This window comes from Streptomyces sp. AM6-12, from assembly GCF_044327085.1.
Classification (GTDB): domain Bacteria; phylum Actinomycetota; class Actinomycetes; order Streptomycetales; family Streptomycetaceae; genus Streptomyces.
In genome coordinates this window covers 40,591-50,620 of record NZ_JBIQWN010000004.1, presented here as the reverse complement: position 1 = coordinate 50,620, position 10,030 = coordinate 40,591, and the positions used below count along the sequence as shown (strand labels likewise).

Sequence of the window (10,030 nt, the reverse complement as noted above, 5' to 3'; positions counted from 1 at the left end):
CCCTCACTCTCGGACTGTGGGCGGGGCCGCTCCTGGCCTCGCTGATGCACTACGAGAGTGACCGGATCACTGGATACCTGGACTCGCGGGCCGTTGAGGCCGACGGAACGAACGAGGGGACGAACTGATGGTGCAGCTCCGGGTGATGACCGACGACAAGCAGCGCGGGGAGGAGGTCCTGGCGGTGCTGCTGCCGCTGCTCAACGCGTGCACGGCCCTGCAGGCGAGCGAGCCGACCAAGCTCTCGCACCGGGGCGGCGGGCTCCGCGTCGTCCTGGACGTGCAGCTCGCCGGCGCGCCGACCGTGACGGTCGAGCGGGACGACGTCCCCCGGTCGAGTGGTCCGCGATCCCGTACGGGGGGAGCTCCGGCTCGTCGTCAACGGCGGCGTCTGGAGCTTCCGCCGGCAGGATGACACGGAGCCGTCGCGGGCGTTGTCGTCCTCGACAGGGGGGAGCCTCGGTACCGTTCCTCGGTGTGGGGCGTCCCCGTCATATCAGCGGATCGTCACGCGCCCGCCGGAGGCAGACCCGGCGGGCGCGTCTTCGTACAGCCACAACCCCGTTGACGACAAGGGAGATCCAATCGTGGCCAGTTCCGACGTTACAGTCCCCCGCCAGCAACCGGTTCCAGACGGTCCGGAGGGCGACGAAGGCGACGTCACGGTGATGGCCTGCCTCAAGGGCGGCTCCACCAAGACGACCACCACCAACTACCTCGCCTTCGTCCGGGCCCTGCGGCGTAAGCGGAAGACGGGTCAGGGCCGGCCGGTCAAGGTCCTCGATGCGGACACGGTTAGTCAGACCACCTTCCGCTGGGCGAAGAAGTTCAAGGACGAGCAGGCCGCGAAGGGAACCAAGCTGGAGTATCCGCTCGACGTCGAGCGGTACCCCTTCGAGGACCTGGACGACTACATCGCAGAGCTGCAGGCGGACGGGTACGACGTGTTCGCCGACATCGGCGGCGGCAACGTGGCGCTGTTCCACAAGGCGCTCAAGCACGCGAACCGCTTGATCGTCCCGCTCTCCCCCAGTGGGCTCGACGTCGACCGGGTGGCGCCCACGTTCACGGAGGCCGCCAAGATCTACGGCGACAACTCCCGGGGCGGCTTCGAGACGTACGTGCTGCTGTCCCGCAAGATCAGCGACAAGCAGTCGCGTGAGGCCCGGGTGGAGCTGGCCCCGCTGATCTTCCTGGGCAAGCCGGTCCGTGTCCTGGACACCGAGGTCGAGCAGCTCATCGAGTACACGCGCCAGCTCGGCAAGGTTCCGACGAACCTGGATGAGTACACCGACGTCTGGGACGAGATGATGCGGTCCGAGGCCCGGAAGCGTGCCGGCTTGACGGAGGTGTACCGATGACAACGGCAGAGGTGGCAGTGCCCGCTCAGGCGGGTGAGCTGACCTCGGTTGACCAGCTCGCCCCGGAGGAAGAGGCTGCGGTCCGGCTGCGCCGGGTGGAACGGGTCATGAAGAAGCCGCGGCGGCTGGCCAGGCTCGAACCGGCCCAGCAGCTGGAGGAATGCCTCAAGGTGCTGCAGGCGGCCGAGGCCAAGCGGGAGGGCACGGTCAAGGAGGCCCAGCTCCGGGCGGGCGCGGTGTTCTTCGACACGGCCGGGCCATACCTGATGTGGGTGAGGGACAACTCGCTGTACTGCCTGGACGACCCGACCCGGACGTTCGAGCGGTGGCTGGACATGATCTGGGGCTACAGCCCTAGCCAGTGCTACCTGTTCATGGACGCGGTGCGGGTCCGCATCGCTCTCGGCCTGGCGGGCAGTGACGAGTACGTATACAGGGGGACGGTCCTCACCACGAAGCACATCCGGGCCCTGGCGCCGGCGGTGAACGCGGAGCTGCCCGCTGCGGAGGTAGAGCGGCTGTGGGTAGACACCGAAGCACGCGACGGCAAGGCCACCGAGGAGGGCCTGCGGGAGACCTACCGCCAGCTCACAGCACCCGAACCGGCCTCGGCGCCCAGCGCGGCCGAGACCCCGGCGGGGACATCAGCCACCGACTCGAACACCTCGTTCGATTCCTCCGACCGGTCGGAGGAATCGAACACGTCTTCGGACTTGGAGCGGCTGGAACGCTGGGAGATCAACGAGAAGCTGCGCGGAATCCGGGCGGATCTTGAGGCCCTACAGGTCCGGTACAGCCAGCTCACGGACGGTGGGCTCGCCCCGCTCGACGCGGCGGACGCGGTTCGGGAGGCCAAGCACGTACGGGCGCTGGGACGGTGGTTCGACCGGCACGGCACCGTTCCCGTGGACTCCGTCGTCGAGGCGGAGATCGTCGAGGGCTGACCTCGACACAGCGAAGCGCCCGTCCCTGGGTCTCCCCTGGGGCGGGCGCTTCGGCTTGGGCTCAGCGTCGCGCGGCGTCGACCTGGTGGTGGCGGGCGTCGGTGACGATCTCGGCGTGGTCGAACGCCAGGGCCCCCGGCTCGGTCAGGGGGACCCACTGCACGGCGGCCGCGTCGTCTCCGGCCTGGGCGACGGTGCCCTCGGCTACGGTGACGGCGTAGGCGACGCTCACGTACCGGCCGCGAGGATCGCGGTCCGGGCGGTCGTAGACGCCGATCAGGTCGAGGTCCTCGGCGGCGACGCGGACGCCGGTCTCCTCCAGCAGCTCCCGCGCGGCGGCGGTGCGGGAGGTCTCTCCGGGATCGACGTGCCCGCCGGGCAGGGCCAGCTCGCCCTCGTGCGGCGGCCAGCCGCGCCGGATCAGGAGGACGTCGTCGCCGCGCAGGCAGACCACATCGGCGGTGTAGCGGATGGTCTCAAGGGTTTCGGTCATCAGGTCTCTCTCGTGGGTGTGTCGGGTTGGGAAGGGCTCAGCCGATGCCGGGGAACGGCTCCGTGCCCTTCATCAGGGCGGCGTCCATGACCTGGCCAGTGGGTGTGTCGGGTTGGGAAGGGCTCAGCCGATGCCGGGGAACGGCTCCGTGCCCTTCATCAGGGCGGCGTCCATGACCTGGCCAGTGGGTGTGTCGGGTTGGGAAGGGCTCAGCCGATGCCGGGGAACGGCTCCGTGCCCTTCATCAGGGCGGCGTCCATGACCTGGCCGACGAGCTTGGGGTCGGCCTGGGGCAGGGTGCCCGGCTCCTCGGCCGGGGCCGGGGCCGGCGCCTCGTCGCCGAGGACCTCGCCGGGCTTCCGGGTGTCCGTGATGACTCGCAGGATCAGGCCCATAGGGCTGTTGTGGTCCTCCGGGGTCAGCCGCTCCTCCCACGTCTCCAGCACGCGCAGGGCCAGTTCCTTGCGGAAGTCGGCGCCGGTGACGGGGTGTTCCGCGCGGTGGATCAGGTCGGTGAGCATCTCCGCGACGGGCTCGCTCGCCTCACGGAGCTGGCGGGAGAACTCGGCCTGCTGGCCGTCGAGCTGGGCCTGGAGCTCGCGCAGCTCGACCGTGAGCTGCGCGGTCCGCTCACGCTCCTGGTCGCGCTGCTGCTGATAGTCCTCGGCCTGGGCCTTCCACATGGCCGCGTCGCCCTCGGCCTCCTTGAGCCGGTACTCCAGCCCCGGGACCTTCCCGGCCTCCTCGACCTTGTCCTCGTAGTACCGGTGCGTGGTGCCGGTGATGATGCGAATCACTTCTCGGTCTCCTCGACCTCGGGGTGGGTGTAGCGGACGGGCTTGTTCAACCGGCGGGCGTACTCGATCTCGGCGCGGGTGCTGTCGCCGACGTAGTCGCCCACGACGAGTACCTCGTCGGCGGCGCGGATCTTCGCGCGGTGCAGGGCGTCGAGCCGGGGCTTGAGCGCCTCGACGGCGGCCGGGTCGGCCCACAACGGGTGGGACGTCTTGAGGTCGCACCCGGGGGCGAGCACGATGCGACCGGCGGCGGTCTCCTGGGCGTTGGCCTCGGTCATCTCGGCCATGAACCGGGTACTGCCGCACAGGACGACCACCTTGGGCTCCTCGGCGAGCAGCGCGAACACCCGGTCGTCGTACGCCCCGGCGGGCTCCTCGCCGGTCCGCGGGTTGGCCTGCAGGAAGTCGGCTAGCTCCTCGCCGCGCTCGGCGACGAGACGCTCGGTGTCGGCCCTGATGGTCTCCATGTCCTGTGCGGTGAGGTCCCACGGGGCCGGGTCGCCGTGGGCGGCGTCGAACTGGCGGCCCGCGGCCCGGCTGCACCACTCGCGCACCTGCTCCTCGACGGTGGGCTCGTACGGCGGCGCCTCCGGGATGAGGCCGGCGGTCTCGGCGGCCGGGACGATGTTGTTGTCCCACTCGCACTCGGCGTACTCGGGATCGGCCGCGTCGGCGATGTACCGGGCGCGGGCCTCGGCACCGTACCCGGCGGCGTCGAGGGCGTCCTCGTACTCTTGGCGGGGCGTGGTGGCCGCAGGGGCCGTGCTGGTCGCCCACGGGTCGTCAGTGGCCATGCTGGGGGTGCTCCTTGTCGGTATCGGGGTGGGCGGCCGGGCGCTGGGGGAGAGGCTGGCTGCGGCGGTAGGCGAACAGAGAGTCCAGCTCGACGAGCCGGACCCTGCCCTCGTACTGCACGTGCAGGACGCCGGATTCGATGAGCCGGTGTACTCGCTTGCGGTCGACGCCGAGAAAGTCGGCGGCCACACGCGGTGTGACGGTCCAGTCCGGGCCGAACGTCACCTCCGGCGGATCCTGGTCGCTGCGCTTCGAGCTCATCGCTCCCCCTTTCCTCGCCCGGCCATCCTCACGGGTAGTCACGGGTGGTGTCAGGCGCGGACGATCAGTTCCCCCACTCGTTCGAGGGCGTGTAGGTGTCGCCGTACGCCTCGATGCACCACTCGTCGGCCATGTCCTGGCGCCACTGCTCATCCGTCGTGGTGGTCTCGTCGTCCTGGGGCGTCGTGTCGGCCATGAATTACTCCTTGGTGTTGGCGGTGAGGGGAAGCTGGGGCAGTCCGGCATGTTCGATGGCGGCCGGGTCGTACGTGTGCGGGTCGAGGCGTCGGCGCTGCTCGACGGCCTCCGCGAACATCAGGCCGTAGGCAAGGGCCTGAGCCCGGGTGTCGTGCTCGATAACGGTGGTGGCCACAGTGGTGGCGCTGCTGAGCCGAACGAGCATCAGCTCGTGTTCGCGGTCCTCACGCAGCTGACGGGCGGCCCGCCAGTGCCGGGAGGACACGACGTAGACGAGCACGGTGCTGACGAACCAGAGGACTCCGGCCAGGGCCCACGATTCGGTGTAGGCCGCGGGGCCGATGACGGCGAACATTCCGGATGCGGTGAACGCCACGGCGGTTGTGACGGCGTCGCTATTGCGGTGTGCGGCGGAGACGCATCCGGCGGCGAACGACCCGGTCGACAGGGCGATCATCAGCACCATGTCGCCGATGCTGTGGGCGGCACCCTGCTCATGCCAGATTCGGGCCAGGGCAAGGGCGGTCGAGGTGGTGATGACCGGCACGATCCGACCGGAGTAGGCCGCGAGGAGGGTGAGGCCGGTGTGCTGGGGCGGCGGCGCGCTGGTCAGCAGGTGCTGGCTGTACCAGGCGGGGAGCTGGTCGGGGCGGGGCGTCACGGCTGGGGCTCCGTCCGGGACGTGTCGTCGGTGTCGGTGGTGGGGGGGGGTGTCGCCCGGGGCCGGGCCCGCCGTGGTGGCGGGCCCGGACTCGGTGTCCTCGGAGAACGGCTGGCGGGGTGTCACGGCTGGTCCGACCGGTGCCAGTAGTCGAGCTGGTAGGCGTTGAGGGTCGGCAGCGGGAGCACGGCGGACCCGGTCGCCCCGTCCTCGACCACCAAGTGGTCGCGGTCGAGCCAGTGGGTCAGGTACAGGACCTCCGGGAGGCCGGACTCGGCGGCCTCGGGCCTGCGGGTCCACACCTGGCCCAGCTCCGCGAGGATCGACGGGTCGTGCTCCTCGACGGCGGCCTCGACGAGCCGGTACGCGTCCTGCGGGGCAACGCGCCTCCACAGCACGAGTCCGCGGGCGCGGCTCTCCATCCAGCGGTTGGCCTCGGTCTCGCTGCCGAGGGCGTCGGCGAGCGTCGTCACGCGAACACCCCCTTCGAGGTCGAGGTGCGGCGGTCGCGCAGCAGCTGCCACCCGGAGTAGGCCCCGGCGGCGAGCACCCACACGGCGAACGCGGCGGTGAACGCGGCGTACTTGACGCTGGTCACCACCGACTCGCCGAGCGGGGCCTGCAGCGGGCCCGTGAAGGCCAGGGCGCCCCCGTAGGCGAGCCCGGAGACCAGGGCGACTCCCTGCGGGCCGAGGCCGTGCTGCAGGGCCCACAGGGCGCCGAGCAGGGCCGCGAGCAGGGCGATGACGGCGGTGGCCTGGATACGGTCGTCGGTCGTCACAGCGTCGTCTCCTTCTCCGGCATCGGGGTGTAGAGGCCGGACGGGGAGTCCGGGGCTTGCGTCTCCCGGGCGGCGAGCACGAGCCCGTTGCACAGGTAGACACAGGCGTCGTCGGCCCAGACCTCGACGGCCTTCATCCGGTCCGGCGCGGCGGCCGGCGGACATGCCGGGAGGTGGGTGCAGCCCCGGCGGGCCTCGGCCAGCGCGGTGTTGCGTGCCGAGGCGGCCAGCTGCTCGTTGTCGGTCTTGGTCAGGCGGTGGCTGCGGACGGTGGCGACGGCGTCCTCGACGACGCCGATCGCGCCGAGGGTGACGCCGAACGCGTGGCTCACCCGGCCGATCAGGGGGCGCAGGGGGTTCCTCATCGGGCGCCCCCCGGCTTCTGCATCAGCAGCTCGATCGTGAGCTCGTCGGCGACGAGCGCGCGGCTGACCTCGGCGTCGCTGTAGCCGTCGAGGTGCAGCTCGTGCGCCGTGCGGGCCATCTCGGCGGGCACCGAGGCGACCTCGTCGCGTCCGTCGCGCTCGTGGGCGGTCGGGCGCATGGGCAGGTCGCTCATCCCTGACCCCTCGGCCTGGTGATGGCGGCGCCGGCCTGGCCGTGGTGCTGCAGGTCCTCCAGCGCCTTGCGGGTCCGCTCCTCGGCCGCCTTGACCTGCGCGTCGCGCTCGGCGGCGGCCTGCTCCTGGGGGCTCACGCGGCACGCCCCTGGGTGACGAGCAGGTCCTCGGCCTCGTAGCCGTGCCCGTCGTCCTGACGCTCGACGTCGTCCATGACGTCGTCGAGGCCGGCGGCCGGGGAGGGGACGCACTCCGAGCAGTGGATCGTGACCAACCGTCCGTCGATCACGACCTTCACAGCCTTGAAGTCGTCGCAGTTCTCGCAGGTCGGGCGGACGAACCGGCCCACGACCAGCACGCGCTTGGGCGCGGGGGTCGTGTCGGTGTTGACCTGCGTGGTCAGGACACGGGTGGTCCTGGGAAGATGACGCATGGAGATCCCTCTCTGGACGAGATGCACAGGGGTTTCCGCTGGTCGGAGCTGGAACTCCGGCCTGAGAGGGGGGCCTGGGCCGGTACGCCTTGGCCCCTCTCGCCATTCCAGTAAGCCCCATCGGAGCTACGTTGTCAACAATCTAGTTTCATGACTTCCTAGCTTGTTAGCTGTATGCTCGTGCCAAGCCACCGGCCAGCGACAGGAGGGGAAGATGGTGCTCGACGTGTTGGAACGACCACCGAGGAGCAGCAAAGTGCCCGATGAGCAGGCAGAACAGGACCCGAAGGCGGAGGACAAAGTCCTCATCAGCGGGCGGGTCCGCGCCTCGGTTCGGAAACGGATGAAGGTCTACGCGGCCGAGCACGACGTGAACCTGCAGGACCTCCTCGACGCGGCGCTCGACGAGTACCTGGCCAAGAGAAAAGCCTGATCAGAACGAAGAACGGCCCCAGCGGTGTAGGGACCGCCGAGGCCACGACGCAGAGATATGGAGGTCTGTATGCGTCTGTCCCAGACTACGGCCGGAATGCATCCGTCCTGGTCACAGGCGGCAGGAACCAGTCAGGGATTTGACTGGTCGTCGACTCTTGACCGTGCGGTGTCCGGCACCCCGGCCTGGGTCCTCACGGTTAGTGTGGCGGTCCTGGTCCTGGCGTGGCTGGGCATGGTCGCCCTGGCGGCTCGTACCGTCTGGCGCGCGACGGAGCGGAACCGCAAGCGGGCGGCCGAGGAGCGGAAGGCTGCGGTCGAGGCCGGCCGGAAGCCGGAGAGCGTCGGGCGCCCCTCGTTGCCCAAGCGGTTGTACGTCATGGCGCTGTGCTCAATGTCCGTCTCGCTGTACGGGATGTGGGGCTTCGCACGGGAGACGGCCAAGCTCCCCGAGCCGTTCGCGGTCGGGTTCCTCGCGGCGTTCGACCTGACGGAGCTGGTGTTGTTCACCCTGCTCTACAAGCGCGCTGACAAGGGCTGGACCACTCAGCTCCGGCTGATGCACAACCTGGCCTGGTGCCTGGTCGCCGTGTCCGCCACGGCCAACTTCATCCACGCACCGAACGCGGCCAGCGCCCCGTTCATGGCGATCATGCCCGTCGTCGCGGCGGTCGTGATCGAGCTGGAGTTCCGCGCGGTGATGAAGGGGGCGGAGCTCCCCGACACCGAGGCGAAGCCCGGTCCGGGCAAGCTCATCGGGCTGCTGTGGACCAAGGGATGGGCGGCCCTGTTCGCGGGTCTGGACATCGACCCCGCCAGCAAGGGCGGGCAGGTCTACCGGGCGGCGCTGGCGAAGAAGGCCGGCAGGAAGCTCTTCCGGCTGCGGACCCTGCTGGAGACGCAGGCGAAGCACATCACAGAGGGGCGGCAGGCGAAGCGGCGGCGCCTCGCTGCGGAGGTCAAGGAGCTGCAGCAGGCCCGGAAGGCGGCCACGACCTCCATGGCCCGTGCCGACTTCGCCGTGGACAGCAACCAGGCGCTCGCCGTGCTGCGGGAGCTGGGCGGCTGGAGCGAGGTGGACGACGTCGCGGTGGTGGACTTCAAGAACCCCGTGGAAGTCACGGAGCTGATGGAGCGCGTGGCCATCATGCCGGCGGCCCAGCGGATCGAGGCGGCCGAGCGCGCGGCGGAAGCGAACCAGGAAGCCGAGCGCGCGGAAGCTGCTCGGATCGAGGCCGAGGCCGCGCGGGTCGAGGCCGAGGCCGCGCGGGAGCGCGCGGAAGAGGAGCAGCGCGCGGCAGTCGAGGAGAAGGTGGCGGCCCTCGCCGCGCGGCAGGAAGCCGAGGAGGCTCTCACCAAGGCGGCCGAGGAGACCGAGGCGGCCAAGGCTGAGGCTGCCCGCGCGGAGGACGCTCGGCAGCGCGCGGAAGCTGCGCGAGAGCGCGCGGAATCCGAAATGACCGAAGAAGCGCAGAATGTTGCTCGCCTCGCCGAGAGGGCCGAGGAGGAGCAGAAGAAGCTCTCCGACGCGGCGAACGAGCTCGCCCGGGTACAGGACCGGATCGCCGACGAGACCGACCGGCGCAACAAGGCGGCGGCCGAGATGACCTCGATCCGTGAGGAGCTGCAGCGCCTGGTGAACGAGCGGGAGTCCGTGAAGGACACAACCCGCGCCAGCGCCGCGGAGGCCGAACGGGCGGCCGAAGAGGTCCAGCGCCTGCAGGCGGCTCTCACCAAGGCGCAGGACACGGTGCGCGAGCACACCAAGGCGGCCGAAAGGGCTGCTGACATGCGGCGTCAGGCCGAGAAGAACCAGCGCCTGGCGGCCGAGGCTGCGGCCCGTACGAAGGCTGAGGCGGCCGAGGCGCAGGCCCTGCTCGACTCGATCCGCCCGCAGCTGGCGGACCGGCTCGGAGGGCAGGCCGAGGCGGCGGCCCTCGCGGCGGCGCCGGCCTTCCGCAGTGAGGCGAAGCAGACCGGATGGGAGCTCTACCTGGAGGCGGTGACGGCGGGCCAGGAGCCCCCGACCGCCGCGCAGCTCGCCCAGACCTGCGGGGTCGCCGAGGGCAACGCACGCAACTGGATCATCGACTTCAAGGAGAAGCGGGCCGCGATGATCGCCAACGGCGGCGCGCGGCAGGCTGACGGCACAACCGAGCGCGCGGAAAGCTCCCGCGCGGCGGCGAGCAGTGCGCGGCAGGAACCGAGCGCCTACCGCGCGGACGGGCACGAGCGGGCCGAGGATGCCGCGCAGGCTCGGCCGATCAACGGCCAGCGTCAGCCGGTGTGACCTTCCCGCCGGACGGGCCCGCTCG

General features: G+C 70.7%; 17 protein-coding genes. 5 read left to right on the top strand and 12 right to left on the bottom strand.

Annotated elements, in window-relative coordinates; genetic code table 11:
* The first annotated feature begins 127 nt into the window (after positions 1-127).
* The 3 genes from ACE4Q9_RS35720 to ACE4Q9_RS35710 all read left to right on the top strand — a co-directional run bounded on the left by ACE4Q9_RS35720 (position 128) and on the right by ACE4Q9_RS35710 (position 2,305).
* Entirely contained in the window at positions 128-415 is a 288-nt protein-coding gene (locus ACE4Q9_RS35720) for a hypothetical protein (protein ID WP_397988906.1), read from the top strand.
* A gap of 172 nt (positions 416-587) precedes the next feature.
* Positions 588-1,361 (top strand): division plane positioning ATPase MipZ, encoded by a 774-nt coding sequence (locus tag ACE4Q9_RS35715; RefSeq protein ID WP_397988905.1) that lies wholly within the window; start codon positions 588-590, stop codon positions 1,359-1,361.
* Positions 1,358-2,305 (top strand): hypothetical protein, encoded by a 948-nt coding sequence (locus tag ACE4Q9_RS35710; RefSeq protein ID WP_397988903.1) that lies wholly within the window; start codon positions 1,358-1,360, stop codon positions 2,303-2,305. The genes ACE4Q9_RS35715 and ACE4Q9_RS35710 overlap by 4 nt, the downstream gene beginning before the upstream one ends.
* Positions 2,306-2,366: 61 nt before the next feature.
* On the opposite strand, the gene ACE4Q9_RS35705 is transcribed toward ACE4Q9_RS35710, so the two are convergent.
* The 12 genes from ACE4Q9_RS35705 to ACE4Q9_RS35650 form a co-directional block, all read right to left on the bottom strand.
* Positions 2,367-2,798, bottom strand: a complete 432-nt coding sequence (locus ACE4Q9_RS35705) for an NUDIX domain-containing protein (protein ID WP_397988901.1) — start codon at positions 2,796-2,798, stop codon at positions 2,367-2,369.
* 209 nt (positions 2,799-3,007) lie between these two features.
* Positions 3,008-3,595, bottom strand: a complete 588-nt coding sequence (locus tag ACE4Q9_RS35700) for a hypothetical protein (protein WP_397988900.1) — start codon at positions 3,593-3,595, stop codon at positions 3,008-3,010.
* Positions 3,592-3,942, bottom strand: a complete 351-nt coding sequence (locus ACE4Q9_RS35695) for a hypothetical protein (RefSeq protein WP_397988989.1) — start codon at positions 3,940-3,942, stop codon at positions 3,592-3,594. The genes ACE4Q9_RS35700 and ACE4Q9_RS35695 overlap by 4 nt, the downstream gene beginning before the upstream one ends.
* Before the next feature lie 436 nt (positions 3,943-4,378).
* Positions 4,379-4,651, bottom strand: coding sequence for a helix-turn-helix domain-containing protein (locus ACE4Q9_RS35690; RefSeq protein ID WP_397988987.1), 273 nt, complete (start codon positions 4,649-4,651; stop codon positions 4,379-4,381).
* 64 nt (positions 4,652-4,715) lie between these two features.
* Positions 4,716-4,847, bottom strand: a complete 132-nt coding sequence (locus tag ACE4Q9_RS35685; RefSeq protein WP_397988985.1) for a hypothetical protein — start codon at positions 4,845-4,847, stop codon at positions 4,716-4,718.
* Between the two features lie 3 nt (positions 4,848-4,850).
* Positions 4,851-5,510 (bottom strand): hypothetical protein, encoded by a 660-nt coding sequence (locus tag ACE4Q9_RS35680; protein ID WP_397988983.1) that lies wholly within the window; start codon positions 5,508-5,510, stop codon positions 4,851-4,853.
* A gap of 122 nt (positions 5,511-5,632) precedes the next feature.
* The gene (locus tag ACE4Q9_RS35675) at positions 5,633-5,983 is read right to left on the bottom strand and encodes a hypothetical protein (RefSeq protein ID WP_397988981.1); all 351 of its coding nucleotides are present in this window, start codon (positions 5,981-5,983) and stop codon (positions 5,633-5,635) included.
* Positions 5,980-6,291 (bottom strand): hypothetical protein, encoded by a 312-nt coding sequence (locus ACE4Q9_RS35670; protein WP_397988979.1) that lies wholly within the window; start codon positions 6,289-6,291, stop codon positions 5,980-5,982. The genes ACE4Q9_RS35675 and ACE4Q9_RS35670 overlap by 4 nt, the downstream gene beginning before the upstream one ends.
* Positions 6,288-6,656: a hypothetical protein gene (locus ACE4Q9_RS35665; protein ID WP_397988977.1), complete on the bottom strand. Its 369-nt coding sequence runs from the start codon at positions 6,654-6,656 to the stop codon at positions 6,288-6,290. Before ACE4Q9_RS35665 ends, ACE4Q9_RS35670 begins: the two co-directional genes overlap by 4 nt.
* Positions 6,653-6,850, bottom strand: a complete 198-nt coding sequence (locus ACE4Q9_RS35660) for a hypothetical protein (RefSeq protein WP_389171791.1) — start codon at positions 6,848-6,850, stop codon at positions 6,653-6,655. The genes ACE4Q9_RS35665 and ACE4Q9_RS35660 overlap by 4 nt, the downstream gene beginning before the upstream one ends.
* Complete coding sequence (locus tag ACE4Q9_RS35655; RefSeq protein WP_397988975.1) at positions 6,847-6,987, bottom strand: hypothetical protein; 141 nt, start codon at positions 6,985-6,987, stop codon at positions 6,847-6,849. The genes ACE4Q9_RS35660 and ACE4Q9_RS35655 overlap by 4 nt, the downstream gene beginning before the upstream one ends.
* The gene (locus tag ACE4Q9_RS35650; RefSeq protein ID WP_397988973.1) at positions 6,984-7,283 is read right to left on the bottom strand and encodes a hypothetical protein; all 300 of its coding nucleotides are present in this window, start codon (positions 7,281-7,283) and stop codon (positions 6,984-6,986) included. The genes ACE4Q9_RS35655 and ACE4Q9_RS35650 overlap by 4 nt, the downstream gene beginning before the upstream one ends.
* Before the next feature lie 214 nt (positions 7,284-7,497).
* Between ACE4Q9_RS35650 and ACE4Q9_RS35645 the strand changes: the two genes are divergently transcribed.
* Complete coding sequence (locus ACE4Q9_RS35645) at positions 7,498-7,716, top strand: hypothetical protein (RefSeq protein WP_397988971.1); 219 nt, start codon at positions 7,498-7,500, stop codon at positions 7,714-7,716.
* Positions 7,717-7,884: 168 nt separating this feature from the next.
* The gene (locus ACE4Q9_RS35640; RefSeq protein WP_397988969.1) at positions 7,885-10,005 is read left to right on the top strand and encodes a hypothetical protein; all 2,121 of its coding nucleotides are present in this window, start codon (positions 7,885-7,887) and stop codon (positions 10,003-10,005) included.
* Positions 10,006-10,030: the final 25 nt, after the last annotated feature.

Bases quoted from the DNA above. Each gene is read 5' to 3' on its own strand.
- ACE4Q9_RS35720 (WP_397988906.1), top strand. From the start codon at position 128: ATGGTGCAGCTCCGGGTGATGACCGACGACAAGCAGCGCGGGGAGGAG.
- ACE4Q9_RS35710 (WP_397988903.1), top strand. From the start codon at position 1,358: ATGACAACGGCAGAGGTGGCAGTGCCCGCTCAGGCGGGTGAGCTGACC.
- ACE4Q9_RS35705 (WP_397988901.1), bottom strand. From the start codon at position 2,798: ATGACCGAAACCCTTGAGACCATCCGCTACACCGCCGATGTGGTCTGC.
- ACE4Q9_RS35690 (WP_397988987.1), bottom strand. From the start codon at position 4,651: ATGAGCTCGAAGCGCAGCGACCAGGATCCGCCGGAGGTGACGTTCGGC.
- ACE4Q9_RS35685 (WP_397988985.1), bottom strand. From the start codon at position 4,847: ATGGCCGACACGACGCCCCAGGACGACGAGACCACCACGACGGATGAG.
- ACE4Q9_RS35665 (WP_397988977.1), bottom strand. From the start codon at position 6,656: ATGAGGAACCCCCTGCGCCCCCTGATCGGCCGGGTGAGCCACGCGTTC.
- ACE4Q9_RS35660 (WP_389171791.1), bottom strand. From the start codon at position 6,850: ATGAGCGACCTGCCCATGCGCCCGACCGCCCACGAGCGCGACGGACGC.
- ACE4Q9_RS35650 (WP_397988973.1), bottom strand. From the start codon at position 7,283: ATGCGTCATCTTCCCAGGACCACCCGTGTCCTGACCACGCAGGTCAAC.
- ACE4Q9_RS35645 (WP_397988971.1), top strand. From the start codon at position 7,498: ATGGTGCTCGACGTGTTGGAACGACCACCGAGGAGCAGCAAAGTGCCC.